The organism is Halalkalicoccus paucihalophilus (genome assembly GCF_001593955.1).
In the GTDB taxonomy this organism is placed as follows: Archaea; Halobacteriota; Halobacteria; order Halobacteriales; family Halalkalicoccaceae; genus Halalkalicoccus; species Halalkalicoccus paucihalophilus.
Map to the genome: position 1 here is coordinate 38,106 of NZ_LTAZ01000016.1, position 18,973 is coordinate 57,078.

Below are 18,973 nucleotides of genomic sequence, written 5' to 3' on the forward strand. Positions count from 1 at the left end.
ATCCAACCATGTACACCGACATCCTCATCCCGACTGATGGAAGCGATAACGTCGAGCCCGCAATCCAATACGGACTTGATCTCGCTCGCCGATACGACGCAACCGTCCACGCCCTCCACGTCGTGGACAGTTCGCCGATCGAACGAAAGCTGGAACTGACCGCGCTGGAAACCGACCTAGAAACACTCCCAGACACATGGTATGAGGCTGGCAATGTCGCCACCCAGCAGATCGCAACTCGAGCCGCAGAACATGGCCTCGACGCGGTAACTGAGGTTCGCCGTGGCATTCCAGCGCGTGAAATTCGTTCCTACATCACCGATACCGGGATCGACCTCGTCTGTATGGGAACCCGAGGACACACCGGTCTCGACCGGGTCCTGCTCGGCAGTGTAACGACCCGAATCATCCGTACCGTCGATATCCCCGTGCTCAGTGTCAAACCAAAGCTGACGGAGGCGCTATCAGAATCCGTGAAGCGGGGAGGCTTTGAGAATATCCTCATCCCGACTGACGGGAGTAAGCCCGCACGAGAGGCAGTCACTCACGCTCTGGATTTGGCTCGGACGTACGATGCGACACTTCATGCCCTCTACGTAGTGGATAGAGGTGCCTACGCGTCTCGCCCGGGATGGACGTGGGACGAACTGCAGCAAGTACTGGAGCAAAACGGGGAGACTATCGTCGAAGACGTCCAGTCCCGGGCAGCTGCCGACGGTGTTTCAGTCGCTGCTGAGATCACCTACGGCGTTCCTCATCAGGCAATAGGGGAATACTGCGATCAACACGGGATCGACCTCGTCGTGATGGGAACACACGGACGGTCCGGCCTTTCACGACGGCTCATCGGGAGTGTGACCGAACGGGTTCTCCGGAAGTCGGCTGAGCCAGTTTTGACCATTCGAGGAGTATAGACGCGGCCTGAGCTACCGACGGAGCGAGATGAGAAGGACCACGAATCCGAGACCGATGGCGACCGATTCAATGATGTGGACAAGAGTGAGATCAAGCCCCCCGAACTCAAACAGTACTCCTTCGATGAACACACCGAGAGTGATGATTCCAAAGCCAATTGCAGCGTTTCGCATATAGTATGTACCCGTTCGTCGATACGCCTCGAAACTGTAGTACGTGATTAGAATACCGAGTGCGAGGACGGTGACGGCGGTGACGACGAAGTATATCGACGGCGTGATGAACCACACCGAGTAGTCACCGAGCAGTCCGATATCTTCGAGGGCGCGCATCGCTCCGCCGGCGACGATGATTGGCGCGAAACCGTACGCGAGTCGAGCATCAAACGAAACGTCTAATGCGTCGAGATACGCCCGGAGGCCTGGGAGGCTGTACACGACGACCGCCAGGTACGTCATCGTGTTCACCGCGTTGTACCCGCGGACGGCCCTTATTCCCTCGTGTGTGACTGGCTGGCCAGCAGCGTCGGCGACGACTGGTCCCCAGAGGTACTGCCAGACGAATCGGTCGTAGACGAGCGACGGGAACGCGAGAAGTGCTACACCGACGAGGACGACCTGGGCAAGCAGATACAGCGCCCACCATTCTCGGATTCCGGTGTCGGGGAGAGCGGTTTCGACGCGCCGCGTGACTGTACTCACGACTCGCTCACCTCGACTCGCCACGTGATACTTTTCGAGCGCTCCCACTGTTCGAGTGATACGTCGGAGAGGTCGTCCTGGAGCTGGCTCAGATACTGTGCGACGGCTTTCGGCGACCCGTCGAGATCGCTGGCAATCTCACGAGCGTGAAGGTACGTTGGCTCGGTGCCAGCTCTATTGACGAGGTACGCGCGCACCGTGCGGCGGGATACGTTAGACAGGATGAATCAGAAGGTGTGTAGTCAGCGAAGCTTCCCCAGCAGTTCGTAGTCGTGATCGGGGGTATACCGACGGAACAACAGACTGTTCGACAGCACTGACACCGACGAGAACGCCATCGCGCCGGCAGCGAGCACGGGCTGGAGCAGGCCCAGCGACGCGAGCGGGATCATCGCCGTGTTATAGCCCAACGCCCACACGAGGTTCTGCTTGATCTTTGCGAGCGTCGCGTCCGAGATGCGAATCGCCTTCACCACGTCGAGCGGATCGTCGCGCATCAGCGTCACGTCGGCTGCTTCAATTGCGACGTCAGTGCCCGAGCCGATGGCGGTTCCGACGTACGCGACGGCGAGGGCGGGCGCGTCGTTGACGCCGTCACCCACCATCATCGCCTTACGCCCCCCGTCTTGAATGGCCTCGACGGCGTCGGACTTGTCCTCGGGGAGGACCTCCGCGTGGACGTTCTCGGGGTCGATCCCGACCTGCTCGGCGACCGCGCGGGCCGTCCGCTCGTTGTCGCCCGTGATCATCATCACGTCGACGCCGCGTTCCTGCAGTTGGCTCACAGCGTCCTTCGCACCCTCTTTTATCGTGTCGGCATCAGCGACCACTCCAACCAGTTCGTCCTCGTAGGCGACGAGCATGGCTGTCTTTCCCTCGTTCTCGAGGCGCTCCATCGTTTCCTGAGCGGGCGAGGGGTCGATTCCGTTGTCACGGAGGAGCTTCCGATTGCCGACCAGCACCTCGTCGTCACCGACAGTCGCTTCGATACCGTGTCCGGGGACGTTCTCGAAGTTGTTCAGGTCGGTTACATCGATCCCGCGCTCTCTGGCTCCGTTGACGATAGCACGGGCGAGCGGGTGTTCGCTCCCGCTCTCGGCGGTGGCCGCGAGTCGAAGCACGTCATCCTTGCTGAGGCGCTCCTGTGCAGTTAGCTGGCCCCCATCGGTAGCGGGATCCCCGCCGTCCGCGACGGGCTGGCCGTCGCCATTGAAGACGACCACGTCGGTCAGTTCCATTTCGCCTTTCGTGAGCGTCCCTGTCTTGTCGAAGACAACGGTGTCGACGTCTTTCGCGCGCTCAAGGACGTCGCCGCCCTTGAACAGGACGCCGTTCTGTGCACCAAGGGTCGTCCCGACCATCGTCGCAGCGGGCGTCGCCAGGCCCAGTGCACAGGGGCAAGCGATCAGCACCGACGAGGCGAAGACAATGATGGAAAACTCGAAGACCGAGACCCCGCCGGCGGCGACGGGACCGCCCGCGACGAGGCTCCAAAACGGAAGCGCGTCGACGAGACCAGCGAGGACCTCGGGGAACAGGTACCAGACGACGCCCCAGAGGACGGCATTCGCAATGACCGCGGGCACGAAGTACGCCGAGATGCGGTCGGCGAGGTTCTGGATGTCCGGCTGGCGCGACTGCGCTTCCTTGACCGTCTGAACGATCTGCTGGAGTGCCGTGTCCTTCCCGACCTTCGTCGCTTCGATGACGAGGACGCCGTTCTCGTTGATCGTGGAACCGACGACTTCGTCGCCCTCGCTCTTCTCGACGGGGACAGACTCGCCGGTGACCATCGACTCGTCGACCGCGGACTGGCCATCGACGACGACGCCGTCAGTGGGGATCTGCTCGCCCGGGCGGACCTTCATCCGGTCGCCAACCTCGACGTTCTCGAGCGGAACTTCCGTTTCGCTTCCACCGTCGTCAATGACGGTAGCGGTGTCTGCCTCCATCTCCAGCAGCGTCCGGAGCGCCTCGCCGGCCTGGCCCTTCGAGCGGGCCTCGAGGTAGTTGCCGAGCGTGATGAACACGAGGATGAACGCCGCCGTGTCGAAGTACAGCCCGCCAGCGATCATCCCGAGCAAGACCGCCACGGAGTAGACGTACGCGGTGGTCGAGCCCAGCGCGATCAGCACGTCCATGTTGGCACGGCCGTTCTTGACGAGCGCCTTGTAGGAGTTCTTGTAGAACGGCCAGCCGAGCACCAGCTGGACGGGTGTCGCCAGCGTGAACGCGATCCATCCAGACGGAAGGCCGAAGAGCTCGTCTCCAATGAGCCCGAGCGCCAGCAGGTGATCGGCCATGAACACCAGCAGGGGCAGGGACAGTACGGCGCCGAACAGCGTCAGGCGCAACTGTCGTCTGATCTCGTCTTGCCGGGCGGCCTCCCGGGCATCTCCTTCCGACCCGTCCTCGGTTTCAGCGTCCTCGCGAACGGGCGAGTAGCCAGCATCCTCGATAGCGTCGTAGAAGTCCGCGAGGCTCACCTCGGCCGGGTTGTACGTGACCTGTGCCTCGTCGGTCGCGAAGTTCACGTCGGCGCTGACGACGCCCGGCGTCCGCTCGAGCGCGTCCTGTACTGTCTCCGAGCAGTTCGCACACGACATGTCCGTGATGCCGATGCTCACCGAGTCCGTGACCGGCGAGTAGCCGGCCTCCTCGATGGCATCGAAGACTCGACCGAGTGAGATCTCGTCCGGGTCGTATTCGACGCTTCCCTCGTCGGTCGCGAAATTGATGTTCGCGTTCGAGACGCCATCTAGGGACGTGACGGCGTCGGCGATGGTCTGCGAACAGTTCGCGCAGCTCATCCCCTGGATGTTGATTTGGCTTCGGCGCTGACTCATTACATACTCATACGGCCCCCTTGTTCAATCGGTTTGCCCTTTCATATGCTCAGGAAATAGGTATGTGAAATTTCGAATACAAACCAGAATAGCAGACTTCCTTCATCAACCAGCTCCTTGCTGAAGCTGCTCGTATTTCTCCTCGAATCGGGATTCACACGATGGACAACAGAATTGATACAACTCCCCGTCGATACGAGCAGCTGTCCCCTCGGTATCGACCGTATTCCCGCATTGGGCACAGGTGAGTGCGAACTCCGTCCCGCCGAGATCGGGCGACCAATCAGCGCCTGCTAGAAGCGTCACTCCGAAATCTGCGATCGCTCCGTCTTCGAGCGTGTCGTCGAGCCAGCTCGCAACGTCATTGTCCGGAACGCGCGCATAGACGACCAGATCGGCTTCAGCGGTGGTAAATACGTGTTCGACCGCTCCTTCGTTGAGCAGGACATCTTTGAGTGATGCGACATCCGGACCGTCAGAGGAGATGTCCAGTGTCAGCAATACAGGAATCCCCTTTCGGAGTTGCGAGTGATCGACATCAAGCGTGAACCGGTTGATGATGCCCATCTCCTGCAGTCTCGCCACCCGATCCGAGACGGCCGGTGCCGAGAGACCGACGGCATCAGCGATGTCACTATACGGTCGACGGGCGTTCGACATCAGGAGCTGAAGGATTTCGAGATCGGTTTCGTCGAGATCGCGCATGGTGAGCCAACGGCTACGACTGACTAAAACATCTCGGTGCCATCTGCTTGGTTTCCAAACTTTGGATTTGCTAGTACCTGCTAGGTCGAAGGGAAAATCCGCATAAGAGGGGAGTACGTAGGTATTCGTGTATGTCGACGACCATCACCGTCGAGGGAATGAGTTGCGGCCACTGCGAACAGACAGTCGAAGAAGCGATTCGAGAAGTGAGCGGCGTGACTGACGCGACCGCCGATCGAGAAGCCGAACAGGCAAGCGTCGATGGAGATGCCGACGCCACGGCACTCGTCCAGGCCGTCGAAGACGCTGGATACACCGCCCACGCCTGAGACACGCTGGAACACACGCCGACGAACGCCCCGCCGTTCTCGTTCGATTCCGACCCTCTTAGTGGCACCGCGCAGTGTCATTGTATAGACAATATAATGAGGGACGGCACCAAAACCCACATCATGAGCAACCATCCAGACCACGAGCGTATCCGGGACTCTTCGTCGGAAACTCATTCCGTGGGACCCGTCTACTGCTGCCGTATTTGCCAGCTAGAAGCAGATGGAGGAAGGCGGCCGACAGATCCCCCATTCGCCACGGAATCTTCCCACTCCTCTGAGCACACGAACCACGATCGGACGGACAAGACCACCACGGAACCCAAAAGTACCGACGAACACACACCACGATCACGAAGCCGAGTCCGGACACAACCACACCCATACTGGAGGGGACGAACACGATTACGACGCACACGACCACGGCACGGACGTCCACGAGGGAGGGCACGAAGATCACGGAGCCCACACGGACCACACAGGCCACGAAGGAATGTTCCGCCGGCGGTTCTGGGTATCGCTTGTTCTCTCGATCCCGGTTATCTTCTTCAGTGAGTTTATCCAGGATGTCTTCGGCTATACCGCGCCGACATTCCCAGGTAGTGTCTGGATCACGCCCGTCCTCTCGGTGATCATCTTCGCGTACGGTGGGGTGCCGTTCCTCTCGATGGCCCGAACAGAACTCGAGAACCGTGAGCCGGGGATGATGATGCTCATCTCGCTGGCCATCACCGTCGCGTTCGTCTACTCCATCGCGAGCCTGTTCCTTGAGGGTACGACGCCGTTTTTCTGGGAACTCGTCACGTTGATCGACATCATGCTGCTGGGCCACTGGATGGAGATGCGGTCGGTCCAGCAGGCCTCCGGTGCACTTGACGAGCTGGCGAAACTCATGCCCGATACCGCCGAGCGCGTCACTGAGAGCGGTGACACAGAGGAGGTTCCCGTTTCCGACCTGTCCGAGGGCGACGTTATCCTCGTCCGTCCAGGAGCCTCCGTTCCCGCGGACGGCGAGGTCGTCGAAGGGGAGTCGTCCGTCGACGAGTCGATGATCACCGGCGAGTCCCGTCCAGTCGACAAGGAACCCGGCGTGGAGGTCGTCGCTGGTACGGTCAACCAGGACGGCAGCCTGCGTGTCCGGGTGACCAAGACCGGGGAGGAGACGGCGCTGGCGGGTATCATGCGCCTCGTCGAGGAAGCCCAGCAATCAAAACCTCGAACCCAATTGCTGGCCGACCGCGCAGCGGGGTGGCTGTTCTACATCGCTCTTGCCGTTGCAGGCATTACAGCCGTCGTGTGGGTCGTCGCAGTCGGATTCAATATCGGCGTCCTCGAACGCGTCGTGACCGTCCTGGTCATCGCCTGCCCACACGCGCTCGGCCTAGCCGTCCCACTCGTGGTCGCGATCAACACCTCCACCGCTGCTCAGAACGGGATGTTGATTCGCGACCGTATCGCCATGGAGGAAGCCCGGAGCCTCGACACGGTGATGTTCGACAAGACGGGGACACTCACGAAGGGTGAGCAGGGCGTCGTCGACGTCGAGACAACGGGTAGCTGGAACGAGGAACGGGCGTTTTAGGTCGCTGCGGGCGTCAAGGGCGACTCCGAACATATGATTGCTCGCGCTATCCGTAACGCTGCCGAGGAACGCGGCGTCCGACGAGCGCAGATCTCGAACTTTGAGAACCTTCGCGGGCTCGGTGTCAGGGCGACCGTCGACGGCGAGACGCTTCACCTCGGTGGACCCAACCTAATCGAGAAACTCGGGATCGAACGATCCGACGAGATCGTCTCGTTCCCCTGCTCAGATTGGAGTGGTGAGAGCAGGTCGTCGGTGTCGTTCACCTGCTGGTAGGTCTCGACGTAGCGGCGAAGGACCGAGCGTCGGGTCGCGACCGTCGATTCGGCACGGCCCTGTCGGTCCCGGAGTTCACGCAGGTAGGATTCGAGCGCTTGGCGCGTGGCCTGATCGTCGACGAACGCGAACGGGCTGTTATCTTCGTCGTCATTTGGTGGAACCCCAATCTCGGCGTAGAAGTCCCCGGGTGAGCGGTTGAAGTTCCGCGAGAGATGGGCGATGAAGCCTCGATAGTGGTCGCTCAGCCACGCGTAGGGCGGCGTCTCGTGGTCGGGATCGAGGCCGTCAGCCCGCATTTGCTGGGCGATCTCCTGGAGATAGAAGGCTCCGCAGTCCTCGAGGTCCATCGTGCTGTATCGTGGTGAGTCAGTCGTAGTGTCGGTGGACATGGGTGATTGTGGTCGCGACCTGCTGAAGTGTGAAGCGCGTTGTGTTCGGACGTCTCAATCAGATGAACGAAGGAGCGTTAGGGAAGGCGACTTGCTGTGTGTACTCCTGATTCTAAGCCAGTTGTTCTCGGTGGATAGAGCGATAATCTATGTTCACTCAGATGTTGTGCTGTGGTGTTTTCCCACTCAGAAAACCACAACAACACAGCTTGCCCGCGTTTGATGCCTTGTAGGAATGGATCGTATGACGCTATACAATATCCACCCGGCCAGCGATGCCGGGGGCACACATACGTTGATGCTTCGCCGCTACGTTATTTTCTAAACAACGATCGGCCCCAGCCACCAGACAGTGAACCACGATCCTGCACGAATCCATCCGATTGTACCCATGCCAGTTGATCCCGTATGCGGGATGGAAATCCCGCCGGACGCTGTAGAACCGACCACCGAGTACGAGGGAGAGTCATTCTACTTCTGTTCGACGGACTGCCTCGAACTATTCGAAGGCGCCCCCAAGAAGTACGTCGAGACTCCTCATCCACATCTCGTCGAGGCGAGTGGAGCCGTTCTCCCTCGCCTACCATATGGCCGCGCAAAAGGCGAATTCGATATCGACATCGAAGATTCCACGTCGCTCCAGGAGGGTGACGGCGTCAGTTTCTCGAAGGTGATCACAGACGACGACGTTCGGAAGTTCGCCGAAGCGACCAGCGACACGAACGACCTCCACCTCAACGACGCGTTCGCCGAGGAGACGCGGTTCGGCCACCGGATCGTCCACGGGACGCTCCTCTCCGGACTCATCAGCGCCGCCCTCGCGTGTTTCCCCGGGCTAACGATCTACATCTCGCAAAATCTCGGGTTCCGACGTCCGGTCGACATCGGCGAGTCGCTGACGGCCCGGTGCAAGATCGTCGACGAACTCGAAGACGAGCGGTATCGACTCACGACGCGCATCGAAAACGACGCTGGTGAGATCGTCCTCAATGGAACAGCGACAGTGCTGATCGACCCTCTCCCGGAGTGACTCGTCTGTACAGCCAGATCAAGACCATGAATCCGTTCATAGCCCCACTGAAGATACAACGCAGAATGCTCACCCAAGGAACGGACGCCGCCGAGAAGATGCGCCTTCTTCCGGATCGGCTCGAAGATCTCGCCTCCGTCGAGGTCGGGCAGACTCCGAGTGAGGTCATCTACTCCGAAAACAAACTCAATCTCCTCCACTACAAGTCACTCGCAGACGACCCGCACAACACGCCTCTCCTCGTGGTCTATGCGTTGATCAATCGACCTTACATTCTCGATCTCCAACCCAACAAGAGCGTAGTTCGGCGATTTTTGGAAGACGGATTCGATATCTATCTCATCGACTGGGGTGAGCCGTCCCAACTCGACGCATCGCTGACTCTGGGCGACTACGTGAATCGGTACATTGATAACTGCGTCGACGTCGTCCGTGAGCGAACTGGCACTGACGCCATCAATATCCTCGGCTACTGCATGGGCGGGACATTGAGCACGATATACACGGCGCTCCATCCGGAGAAGGTCCGTAATCTCGGGCTCATGGCAACTGGGCTCTGTTTCGACGACACGGGCGGCATCCTCGAACAATGGGGAAGTGAGGAGTACTTCGATCCAGGAACGATCACCGAGACGTACGGAAATGTCCCGGCGGAGTTTCTCGCGACGGGGTTCGCCCAGATGAATCGCGTCGATACGTATCTCGGCAAGTACACGATCCTGTTCGACAATCTCGATGACAAGACCGCCGTCGAGAACTTCGGCAGGATGGAACGCTGGGTGCGCGATGGGGTTGACGTCGCGGGAGAAGCCTACCGCCAGTTCATCGAGGACATTTACCAGAAGAACGCACTCTACCAGAACGAACTGGTACTGGACGGCACCCCTGTCGACATCGAGAATCTCACGATGCCGGTATTACAGATCATTGGCTCGTTCGACCATCTCATCCCGCCTGACGCGAGCAAGCCCTTCACCGAGGTTATTCCGAGTGCAGACACCGACATCTATGAGTTCCCGACCGGTCACGTCGGGATGGCCGTCTCAGGGAAGGCTCACACGGAGTTGTGGCCCCGCGTTGCGACGTGGTTCCGTGAGCGGTCGATAACACAGACTGGTGAGTCATCCACGGTCGACTAGGGTGAAGCTGAAGCGAAGACTGACCAGGATCAGTCGCTGCAGACGCTCGACGGAATCGGTCCGACGTACGAGGAGTGTCTCCACGATGTCGGAATCACGACGGTGACGCACCTTGCAGCCGCAGAACCAGTTCCGCTCGCTGAGCGACTCGGTCTCAGTGAATCACGAGTGTCGTCCTGGATCGAGCAAGCGAGGCAGTTCACGGGCTCGTCCGACGATAGTGCTGGAAGCAGTTGACCGTCGGTTCGTGGCAGGCGACTCTCTCGAAGAAGAACACGCGCGCGTTACCACTAAACTCGAGAACGCCGAAACAGAACTTGCCGAGGCACGCGACACATTGGAAACGGCCCAACAATCCAAGGCCGATGCCGGAAGTACGGGGTCCGAACAGCTCGATTCGCTCCGTGAGACGCAATCCCAGCTCGAAGACGTCACCTACGATCTCGAAACCGAACGAGAGAGTGTCGCCTCGCTCGAAACCGAACGGTCTGAGCTCGAAGACCAACTCGAAGATCTTTCGACTGTTGACGAGGACGAATTGGACGACCTCGCGAGTCAAATCGAGCAGATCCGTGGTCGAAAACGAGAACTCGACGAGATCATCTTCCAACTCCAGACAGTCATCCAGTTCAACGAGCAAATCACTGAAGAGGGTATGACTGATCTCCTTGACGGAGAGGAACCGTCCAAGACGGAAGCAGGCGAGGGTGCGATCACCGATCAATTGCTCGCGGATCAATCAGACGACGTCACGTGTTGGACGTGTGGCTCGCAGGTCGATACTGAACAGATCGAATCGACGGTCTCGCGCCTGCAGGACCTCCGACAAGAGAAAGTCGAACGGCGAAACGAACTCAACAGAGAACTCGAAGAGCTCAAAACCCAACGAAAGGAGTACACTACCACGAGAGACGAACGTGTCGAGATCGAACGGGCACTTGACACGACCGAGACAGAGCTTGCTGACCGGACTGACCGAATCAGCGAACTCGAGACACAGCGAGACGAACTTGTAGAGCAGGTTGAAGATCTCGAATCGGCCGTCGAAACTAACGAGGATGACGAAGAGCTTCGGACGCGCATCGAACGGATCGAGCGTGAAGCGATCGAGGCGTTCAATACGCATATGGAAACCGTCGTCGACCTGCTGGACTATGGAAATCTCGCGCGGATTTGGCTCGAGTATCGGAACCCCGACACAAGAGGAGACGCGACCTTCGAGCTGCACGTAACGCGCCAAACGGATGATGGCACAACCTACGAGGATACGATCGATCACCTCAGCGAGAGCGAACGGGAGGTCACCGGCTTAGTGCTGGCATTGGCGGGCTATCTCGTCCACGACGTACACGAGGAGATGCCGTTTATCCTGCTTGATTCGTTGGAAGCGATCGATTCCGAGCGTATCGCACAGTTAGTCGAGTATCTCGAGGAATATGCCTCCTACATCGTCGTTGCCCTGCTCCCAGAAGACGCCGATGCACTCGATACCGGCTATCAACGTATCTCAGAGATATAACAGCAAGCAGTGGCTAACGAACAGATCGATCTCAAAGTACAAGACCGACCTATAGAGCGCTCAGCGACGCTCCCAGTCGACACCGATATTGACATCCTCCCCGCCCTAAAGGGCGAGGCTTTGCGCCTGTTTTCACGTAACGAGCGTTCATCGCATGGAGATGATCGGTTGTAGAGGAGAGAGACACCACTAATTCAAACGTTCCAAGATGAGACAGAGGGATAGATTTCTGCTCAAGGACACCACTGATTCAAACGTATTCCCTAGTAAGAACCTCTCAAGCAGGTATAAAACTGGTTTAGGAACTAGATGCCTGCTAGATCCACCACCACTTCGTTCGTTTCTACACACTTTCTAGTGCGGTTCCGGTTCTTGTTTCTATGTATTAAACTTTTCTCCAAACTAGAAGCACTTCTAAGTCTCCCCCCACTCTTTAGCCCATAACGTTTGAATCAGTGGTGTCTCTCACCCCCTTCGTGGAGATACCGTAACGTTTGAATCGATGGGGGGTCTCTCCAGAGAACGTAGGAAACGAATGAATCGTTTGTATCAATTGCACCCGAGGTATTATGTACCCGTTCTTCCATTGGGTGAGCATGGTCCTCTTCGAGCGGTCTGAGGAGATCTTCCAGGACGAAAACGTCCTGCATGATGACTATCAGCCACAGTCGCTCGAAGAACGGGATGAAGAAGTCGAGCGGTTCACGGCGTACTTACAACCAGTTATCAACGGCTCGCAACCCCGGCACATATTTCTCTATGGGAAAACAGGGGTAGGAAAAACTGCAGTTACAAAGTATCTTCTCCAACATCTTGAACAGGACGCTACTCAATATGATGACTTGCAAGTTCAGTCCGTCTATCTAAACTGCGAGGATCTCACGAGTAGCTATCGTGTCGCTGTTTCTCTTGTTAACGATCTTCGTGCACCAGATAACCAGATCAGTCGAACTGGATATCCATTAAATGCCGTCTATGATATGCTCTGGGAGAAACTCGACGAGATCGGCGGCACTATTCTGATTGTACTTGATGAGGTCGATTACATTGGTGATGACGATAGCATCCTCTACCAGCTTCCCCGTGCCCGGAGTAACGGAAAGATCGAGAACGCTCGTATCGGAATCATCGGTATCAGTAACGATTTCAAATTTCGCGAGAAGCTCGATCCACATGTTGAAGACACGCTTTGTGAACGTGAGCTCCACTTTCCTCCATATGATGCGGAAGATCTCCGCAATATCCTGCAAAAGCGCGCTGAGCTGGCATTCGACGATAACGTGCTCAATGGTGATGTTATTCCTCTCTGTGCTGCATTCGCTGCGCAAGATAAGGGAAGTGCTCGTCAAGGGCTAGATCTGCTTCTTGAGGCAGGTGATCTAGCACGTCGGCGTAGTGACCAACAGGTCACAGAACCCCATGTTCGTGAAGCAAAGCAGCTGCTTGAAAAGCAGCGAATAGAAGAAAGTATGAAAGAACTCACTTCTCATGGTCACCTCACTCTCCTTGCAATGGTTTCCTCGACAGTAAGCGATCCATCCTCTGTTCCATTGCAGAAACGGACAATCTACGAGAAGTATTGTGATCTCGTTCACGCTACTGATCGAGATCCTCTCGGTGGGCGTGCTTTCCATAACCACTTAGCTGAACTCTCGATGCTTGGGATTCTCGATCGGAGAAAACGCAATGAAGGACGTGGTGGTGGTATCTACTACGAATACAAGATTGATGTATCGATGGAAGCCGCGATTTCAACACTGGAGCATCTTCATTTGAGTACTGAACTCAATTTAGAGTCGTTACGGGAAGATGCGAAAAAACAAGAATTGATGTGAATTAGTCCGCCTTGTTCGGACTAACGGTTTCGCTGCAGACGGGACTTCCTGTTTCCAAGCCGTGCTTTGCAGGAGCCAAATCGGTTCTCGATCATTCTATGAGCACCACACTTACTCAGTGGCCGTCTCGATCATTTTCCCGAGTACTCATGTCGGACGGTATCGCCGCTGGTCTGATACTCGAGATAGACTGCACCATTTGATTCGTCCTTGAGAATCTGGGCAGTCCCGGGCAGTTCGTCCTCGGTAAATGGCTCTTTTCGACGTTGCTCGCAGGTCTCAAGCAACTTGTCGAGATACTCGCGTGTCTCACGAAGCGTCTCCTTGTCTTGCTTGGGAAGTCCTTCGGCAAGGTAGTTCGGGAGTGAAAGAGGTACAGTCGGTACCGTAACCTTGTGCAACAGTCGGTCCGTATTCAATTAAGGTTGTTGCACAAGGCAGGAGTGAGACTAGGTAGGGAGACAGAAGGAAATTAGTCTAGAAGAGCCAGTAATTGGGCAACGTAGGGGCTGTTCTCCCAACTCCGATGCGCACCAATCGTCGTGATGAGTGTTCGCGCTCCCTTATGGGTCATATGACCGTTATGGGCATAATCACAGATCAACCGTGGTGTCGGAACGATTCGCGGTCCTCGGAGCGCAGCATGGACCAGAGCGAAGTTCGTCCCGCCGAATTCGTCAGTCAGAAAGCTGTCGACATCAAGTGCGTTCGCAAGGACGATCCCATCGGTTTCGCCGTCGTCAAGACCAAATGTCGGTCGCGCTTCGATTGTGTCCGATCGGTCATACGGATCAATGACCGTGTAGTAGTCGCGAGCAGCAAGGACATTGGTCGCTGCAGCACCATGGATGTCCTGATACTGCGCCATGTCGCGTAGCTCTGTAACGACTTCAGACGGTAGAAAGACATCACATGAGGTGAGGAGATACTGGAGAGGATCGGGTGCAGTGTTAGTCTCAGAGTCAGCGTCTGCACGCGGCACTGCAAGACTGATGAGTGCGCTCGTATCGACGACGGCCGTCCGCATCGGTGGCCTGCTCATCGCTCATCGGCGTCATCGGTAGCGACCGTTGTCGCATCCCCACTATAGATATCGACGTCATCCGGAGCAGTAAGATCCAACGGCTCACCCTCGAGATCCGCTTTGAGGAGGCGGAGCCGCTGAGCAGTCTCGGCACCGACCAATTGTTTGACGGTCTCGAACTCAATCTGATTGTCGTAGTACTGGGCCGCAACCAGTTCCTGGAAGGTCTTGCTGTCCGCGGTATCCTCGATATACTCTCGGATGGCTTCGACGAGGAGGTCCGTCCGATCCTTATCGAAGAGATCAGCGATCGCATCGAGACGTTCGACGAGATACTCCGGGGACTGGAAGTGGACCCGTCGAGGTTCATCGCTTGCACTCATCTTATGTGCAAGTTCTGCACACAGAGTCATAATAGTTTCGTCGATTTGCACATAGCTTGCACATTAGAACGGTATCGAAGTCGGCACGAACGACTACAAAGCTGAAGTTCTAACAGCGGAAGTAGCGGAGTCGAAGTATATAAACAAATCCGGACATCGGAATCAGCGGAACCAAAGGTTAACATAGAATGGATGCTATGCTATGCGCAATGAGTACATTTAGCTTCAAACCAACTGGAAGCATCTTCGAAGAACGAGAAGCCCTACTCGAAGAATGGACGCCCGACGAACTGGTCGGTCGCGATGAAGAACTTACACAATACCACGCCGCACTCCAGCCTGTCATTGAGGGCGAAACCCCGTCCAACATCTTCATCTACGGAAAAAGCGGTGTCGGCAAAACCGCAGCCACCCGCTTTCTTCTGGATCGTCTCGAACGCGATGCCACCAATATCGATGGGCTAGATCTCAACACTATCGAAATCAACTGCGACGGTCTCAACACCAGCTACCAAACCGCAGTCGCGATCATCAATGAACTCCGCGATCCCGCAAACCAGATCTCTAACACCGGCTACCCGCAAGCATCCGTTTACGAATTCCTGTTCGATGAACTCAATCAGCTCGGTGGCACCGTCCTCATCGTCCTCGACGAGGTGGATCACATCAAAAATGACAGTCTTCTCTACAAACTACCACGCGCCCGGTCAAATAACGACATAGTGGACACAAAACTCGGCGTCATTGGGATCTCGAACGATCTGAACTTCCGAAAACAGCTGAGTTCAAAAGTCCGGTCTAGCCTCTGTGAGAAAGAGGTCTCGTTTAGCGCCTACGACGCCACCGAACTCTGTGAAGTCCTGCGGCAACGCGAAGCCGTCGCATTTCAAGAAAACGTACTGAAGGATGGCGTAATCGATCTGTGTGCCGCATTTGGCGCAAAAGACTCGGGAGACGCCCGCCAAGCATTGGATCTATTGCTTGAAAGCGGTGACATTGCTCGAGAAACCAACGCTGAGCACGTAACGGAACTCCACGTCCGTCAAGCCAGAGAACGCCTTCAAACTGACCAAATAATCAAAGGTATTGACAACTACTCCCAGCATGGACAACTGGTACTCTGGGCGCTAACCATTCTCGAAGAACAGGGTGATTCACCGGCACGAACACGAGAGATCAGGGCACCGTACGAGACTCTATGTGAACGCGAAGGAAGTGATCCAATCTCTGACCGGGCGATCCGTGAATATCTTGCCGAACTCGAAACACTCGGCATCACCTCCTCAACACAGATCAATCGCGGGAAGAGTGGTGGAAAGTACAAGAAACACAAACTGGATCAACCCGTCTCCAGCGTGAAATCCGGTCTGAAAGAACTTCTAGGACCTGAAGCAGAAGCCTAACACCACTGCTTCCGCTGTTAGCGAAGACAGTAGTCAACAGACCCTCCCCCCACTGCTTCCGCTGTTAGGACTATTGCTGCAACGACCATACCGGACAGTTCCGCTAAAACTATCTAGAAATATAACATAGTATTAAGTGTATAGGCTAGAAAACAGATCCGTAGGACGTTCTTCACCGAACGGCAAATGACCTCCTCCCATGGAGGTGATGCAGTCGTTCTTCCGTTAACAGCGGAACTCATGGGGTGGGGGAGGGTCAGTGCACTATTCATTCACTCCTCACTCCCGTACGTGCGGTACTCGGAATATATAGCGTCATCCGATTCATTCTTGAGGACGTGAGTATTCTCGGTCAGTTCGTCTATGACTGGTTCTTAGCGGCGTTTCTCACGAACTGTAAGCACTTTATATGAATTACAGGCGAGAATACCACGACGTTTATGGCGTGGATGAATTGCCGTCACCATCCGTTTAAACGCCCGGATCGGAAGGCTTAGGCGCCCAACAGACGTATATCCATCCGTCGATGTGCCGGTTTCCCGTCGCGTCTCGACACCCCGAAAACTGGCAGTTGACTCGGTGTCTGTCTCATCAAAACGTAAGCCCTCGGGACCGCGGACCGACAGAAAACAAGCAAGTAACTCCGAGCCACGAGCGTGATAGGAGTAACGGAGGCGTGGCACCTCCACGGGTTTGTCGGACTCAAAACCGTAAACATCCCAACGAACCGCCCGTTGGTGGGCGTGGGAGGCTCGCGCCTTTAGGCGCGGGAGGATGTCACCTTGTTTGGGAAGCCCTTCGATAAGGTAGTTCAAAGGTGATGAGGGTGCTGTTGAGGACATTCGACCTTGTGCAACAGTAGGGATGTGATAGCACGCTTATTGCACAAGGTGAAACAGCCGTCCAGAAAGAAGATGGCTCCATTAGGCAGCCTCCGTACCAGGTATCTGTTTCGGCCTCCTGTTACAGAAGTTCATTACAAATACCTGTTATAGATAGATGGTACAGATACCTGTTACAGGTTTTCGTTACAGAGAGATGGCACAGATAATTGTACCAGCAATGTCGAACAGATGTCTGACACAGATTTATGCTACAGTCTATCATCGATTTCTCATAGGCATGATCACTGCTGTCGTTTACTCCGAATCAGGGGGGACATACAAGACTACGACCACTGCTAATCTCGCAGTGGCATTAACGCGGATGGGGTTGGATGTCTGTGTCATCGATCTCGATCCCCAAGAGGGGAATCTGACTAGTCTATTCGACGTTGGGACACGGCGCAATGATCCTGATGCCGATAATTTGGTAAAGCACATCCTGGGGATGCCAGATGGTCCATTTACGGATCTGATCGAAACCTCGGATGAGGGTGTCGATGTAATTCCTAGTCACGATATGCTCAGTGATTTCACCTCAAACCTTGAGCAAAAGATTGCCTATGAAACGGGAATGAAAAACATGAGTAAGGAGGACTATCCTCGCTATGAACTGCTACACAACCTTCTGTGGAACGAAAACCAGCTGCATGAACAATACGATGCTGTACTAATCGATCCAAATGCGCGAGCGGAGGACCTGCTTTATAATGCGATTTTTGCCTTGCGCACCCTGATGGCGCCAGTCAAACCGGCTGGGAAAGGCAATCTAAGCCTTGACGGCCTAGATGAGATGGTTGCAAACATGAGTAAAGAGTTGGATATCCAGATTGGACTGTCCTGCGTTGTACCGTCAGGCATTGGGCAGACAAATGCCCACCAACAGTACCACAAGCAGTTCCAAGAGACAGATGAGTTCGAAACACCGGTTGCGATTGCCTATCGAGAGAGCCTAATGGACGCAATGTGGGAAGCACGGGGTTCTGCATTCAAGGTGATCGAAGAACGGTGGAAGACGTTTGAGGAAGACGGCGCGATGGTGAGCAAACCAGGATATCGACGAATTCGGGATCGGGAATTAGAGACACTACGTGATATCTGTAAATTGGCCGCATTTATCGCGACTGAGACGTTCGATGCAGAGATAGCATCAGAGGTGGTGGTGGAAATTGAAGGTAAAGGGACTGAACGATTTAGTGTAGGAACCAAGACTGAAGAAGTGGAGGTGACGACGTCATGACCAGTTTCAAATCCGGTTCCGGCAATCTTGATTTCAACAGCGGCAGTGAGAGTGCTTCAGAAGAAGCGGAAGAAACGAAGGATGAGAGTGAAACTGAGAGGTCGCCCGAATCGGAAGGGACAGCTGGCGATACAGAAACGAACGTTGTGACGGAGCCTGACCCGTCTGAGCGTATAGAAAAACAGCAGCCTGTCACGGAATATCCGTATTTCATACGGCGAAGTAACGTCACCGACGAACGAGATCATCGGATCGAGCTGCATCTGCGGCGGGAGATCAGTAGCCAGGAGGCAGCGTTCCGGAATGAGTTGGCAACTGAACTGGGTACAGATGCAGTTCCAAAGACAGACGCCCGGGAATTTGCGTTGAAGTTCGCGTTCCAGCATCCAGAGCGTGTTGCTGCCCTCATGCGCGACGAAGGATTCGGGATGTTAGATTAGAGAACTGGTCTCAAAATCGACGTTACGACCTGTTCTATGGTTACATCATCGAAATAACGAGCCCCCGTCCTCCGGAAGATCGTCAAGCTGGCAGGATAGAACGGTTCACTCACAGACTCTCAATGTGTCTGTTAATTGGCTGCCTTTCGAGTGGAGTTTGGTGGAGATCGCAGAGGAGAGATTGCTTGGGACACCGGCGGTGCCAGTTTCACCAGTATAGGAGCTCTTTAAGTAACACACACACACCACTATTGCCAGTTACTAAGCTACACGATAGCACTGCCATCACACCTAGTGTTTAGCTGATCTAGATTCTTCTACGTATTCTCTAGT

15 protein-coding genes and 3 pseudogenes are annotated in these 18,973 nt (G+C 55.8%); 10 read left to right on the forward strand and 8 right to left on the reverse strand.

The genetic code is table 11. The features are described 5' to 3' along the window. The first annotated feature begins 8 nt into the window (after positions 1 to 8). Positions 9 to 914, forward strand: coding sequence for a universal stress protein (locus tag HAPAU_RS17740; protein ID WP_066385381.1), 906 nt, complete (start codon positions 9 to 11; stop codon positions 912 to 914). 12 nt (positions 915 to 926) lie between these two features. Here HAPAU_RS17740 and HAPAU_RS22095 read toward each other — a convergent pair whose 3' ends face one another. The 4 genes from HAPAU_RS22095 to HAPAU_RS17765 form a co-directional block, all read right to left on the reverse strand. Then, on the reverse strand, positions 927 to 1,616 hold the full coding sequence (locus tag HAPAU_RS22095) for a DUF63 family protein (RefSeq protein WP_084383883.1): 690 nt from the start codon (positions 1,614 to 1,616) through the stop codon (positions 927 to 929). After that, complete coding sequence (locus HAPAU_RS17755) at positions 1,613 to 1,840, reverse strand: DUF7123 family protein (protein ID WP_449267244.1); 228 nt, start codon at positions 1,838 to 1,840, stop codon at positions 1,613 to 1,615. Before HAPAU_RS17755 ends, HAPAU_RS22095 begins: the two co-directional genes overlap by 4 nt. Before the next feature lie 18 nt (positions 1,841 to 1,858). After that, a complete protein-coding gene (locus tag HAPAU_RS17760; protein WP_066385386.1) occupies positions 1,859 to 4,462 on the reverse strand; it encodes a heavy metal translocating P-type ATPase in 2,604 nt (867 codons plus the stop codon). 105 nt (positions 4,463 to 4,567) lie between these two features. Beyond that, positions 4,568 to 5,167 (reverse strand): AsnC family transcriptional regulator, encoded by a 600-nt coding sequence (locus tag HAPAU_RS17765; RefSeq protein ID WP_066385388.1) that lies wholly within the window; start codon positions 5,165 to 5,167, stop codon positions 4,568 to 4,570. Positions 5,168 to 5,298: 131 nt separating this feature from the next. Here HAPAU_RS17765 and HAPAU_RS17770 point away from each other — a divergent pair, with 131 nt between their 5' ends. Then, complete coding sequence (locus tag HAPAU_RS17770; protein WP_066385389.1) at positions 5,299 to 5,496, forward strand: heavy-metal-associated domain-containing protein; 198 nt, start codon at positions 5,299 to 5,301, stop codon at positions 5,494 to 5,496. 123 nt (positions 5,497 to 5,619) lie between these two features. Next, positions 5,620 to 7,297: pseudogene (locus HAPAU_RS17775) on the forward strand (heavy metal translocating P-type ATPase); the annotation flags it as partial. On the opposite strand, the gene HAPAU_RS21285 reads toward HAPAU_RS17775, so the two are convergent. After that, positions 7,231 to 7,746 carry a hypothetical protein gene (locus tag HAPAU_RS21285; RefSeq protein WP_157078550.1) on the reverse strand — a complete coding sequence of 172 codons (516 nt, stop codon included), beginning with the start codon at positions 7,744 to 7,746 and terminating at the stop codon, positions 7,231 to 7,233. The pseudogene HAPAU_RS17775 and the gene HAPAU_RS21285 sit on opposite strands and share 67 nt — an antisense overlap. 391 nt (positions 7,747 to 8,137) lie before the next feature. On the opposite strand from HAPAU_RS21285, the gene HAPAU_RS20510 reads away from it, so the two are divergent. From HAPAU_RS20510 to HAPAU_RS20520, 4 genes and pseudogenes are all read left to right on the forward strand, one after another. Further along, entirely contained in the window at positions 8,138 to 8,776 is a 639-nt protein-coding gene (locus HAPAU_RS20510) for a MaoC/PaaZ C-terminal domain-containing protein (RefSeq protein WP_084383884.1), read from the forward strand. Positions 8,777 to 8,802: 26 nt separating this feature from the next. After that, a pseudogene (gene phaC / locus HAPAU_RS17785) lies at positions 8,803 to 10,152 on the forward strand (class III poly(R)-hydroxyalkanoic acid synthase subunit PhaC). A gap of 19 nt (positions 10,153 to 10,171) precedes the next feature. After that, positions 10,172 to 11,434 (forward strand): annotated as a pseudogene (locus HAPAU_RS17790) (archaea-specific SMC-related protein); the annotation flags it as partial. 596 nt (positions 11,435 to 12,030) lie between these two features. Continuing rightward, complete coding sequence (locus HAPAU_RS20520) at positions 12,031 to 13,269, forward strand: Cdc6/Cdc18 family protein (RefSeq protein ID WP_084383886.1); 1,239 nt, start codon at positions 12,031 to 12,033, stop codon at positions 13,267 to 13,269. A gap of 131 nt (positions 13,270 to 13,400) precedes the next feature. Here the strand turns inward: HAPAU_RS20520 and HAPAU_RS21290 are convergent, their stop codons facing one another. From HAPAU_RS21290 to HAPAU_RS17815, 3 genes are all read right to left on the reverse strand, one after another. Further along, positions 13,401 to 13,670 carry a hypothetical protein gene (locus HAPAU_RS21290; RefSeq protein ID WP_066385399.1) on the reverse strand — a complete coding sequence of 90 codons (270 nt, stop codon included), beginning with the start codon at positions 13,668 to 13,670 and terminating at the stop codon, positions 13,401 to 13,403. A gap of 71 nt (positions 13,671 to 13,741) precedes the next feature. Then, positions 13,742 to 14,311 carry a hypothetical protein gene (locus HAPAU_RS17810; RefSeq protein ID WP_066385400.1) on the reverse strand — a complete coding sequence of 190 codons (570 nt, stop codon included), beginning with the start codon at positions 14,309 to 14,311 and terminating at the stop codon, positions 13,742 to 13,744. Continuing rightward, on the reverse strand, positions 14,308 to 14,676 hold the full coding sequence (locus HAPAU_RS17815; protein WP_066385432.1) for a hypothetical protein: 369 nt from the start codon (positions 14,674 to 14,676) through the stop codon (positions 14,308 to 14,310). Before HAPAU_RS17815 ends, HAPAU_RS17810 begins: the two co-directional genes overlap by 4 nt. A 209-nt stretch (positions 14,677 to 14,885) precedes the next feature. Between HAPAU_RS17815 and HAPAU_RS17820 the strand changes: the two genes are divergently transcribed. The 3 genes from HAPAU_RS17820 (at position 14,886) to HAPAU_RS17830 (ending at position 18,640) form a co-directional block, all read left to right on the forward strand. Beyond that, positions 14,886 to 16,079: an orc1/cdc6 family replication initiation protein gene (locus HAPAU_RS17820; protein ID WP_066385434.1), complete on the forward strand. Its 1,194-nt coding sequence runs from the start codon at positions 14,886 to 14,888 to the stop codon at positions 16,077 to 16,079. Between the two features lie 1,122 nt (positions 16,080 to 17,201). Then, positions 17,202 to 18,200: a ParA family protein gene (locus HAPAU_RS17825; RefSeq protein WP_066385402.1), complete on the forward strand. Its 999-nt coding sequence runs from the start codon at positions 17,202 to 17,204 to the stop codon at positions 18,198 to 18,200. Further along, a complete protein-coding gene (locus tag HAPAU_RS17830) occupies positions 18,197 to 18,640 on the forward strand; it encodes a hypothetical protein (RefSeq protein ID WP_066385404.1) in 444 nt (147 codons plus the stop codon). Before HAPAU_RS17825 ends, HAPAU_RS17830 begins: the two co-directional genes overlap by 4 nt. Positions 18,641 to 18,973 lie beyond the last annotated feature (333 nt).

Coding starts and splice junctions, on each gene's coding strand:
- HAPAU_RS17740 (WP_066385381.1), top strand. CDS start 9: ATGTACACCGACATCCTCATCCCGACTGATGGAAGCGATAACGTCGAG.
- HAPAU_RS17760 (WP_066385386.1), bottom strand. CDS start 4,462: ATGAGTCAGCGCCGAAGCCAAATCAACATCCAGGGGATGAGCTGCGCG.
- HAPAU_RS17765 (WP_066385388.1), bottom strand. CDS start 5,167: ATGCGCGATCTCGACGAAACCGATCTCGAAATCCTTCAGCTCCTGATG.
- HAPAU_RS17770 (WP_066385389.1), top strand. CDS start 5,299: ATGTCGACGACCATCACCGTCGAGGGAATGAGTTGCGGCCACTGCGAA.
- HAPAU_RS21285 (WP_157078550.1), bottom strand. CDS start 7,746: ATGTCCACCGACACTACGACTGACTCACCACGATACAGCACGATGGAC.
- HAPAU_RS20510 (WP_084383884.1), top strand. CDS start 8,138: ATGCCAGTTGATCCCGTATGCGGGATGGAAATCCCGCCGGACGCTGTA.
- HAPAU_RS20520 (WP_084383886.1), top strand. CDS start 12,031: ATGGTCCTCTTCGAGCGGTCTGAGGAGATCTTCCAGGACGAAAACGTC.
- HAPAU_RS17810 (WP_066385400.1), bottom strand. CDS start 14,311: ATGAGCAGGCCACCGATGCGGACGGCCGTCGTCGATACGAGCGCACTC.
- HAPAU_RS17815 (WP_066385432.1), bottom strand. CDS start 14,676: ATGAGTGCAAGCGATGAACCTCGACGGGTCCACTTCCAGTCCCCGGAG.
- HAPAU_RS17820 (WP_066385434.1), top strand. CDS start 14,886: ATGAGTACATTTAGCTTCAAACCAACTGGAAGCATCTTCGAAGAACGA.
- HAPAU_RS17825 (WP_066385402.1), top strand. CDS start 17,202: ATGATCACTGCTGTCGTTTACTCCGAATCAGGGGGGACATACAAGACT.
- HAPAU_RS17830 (WP_066385404.1), top strand. CDS start 18,197: ATGACCAGTTTCAAATCCGGTTCCGGCAATCTTGATTTCAACAGCGGC.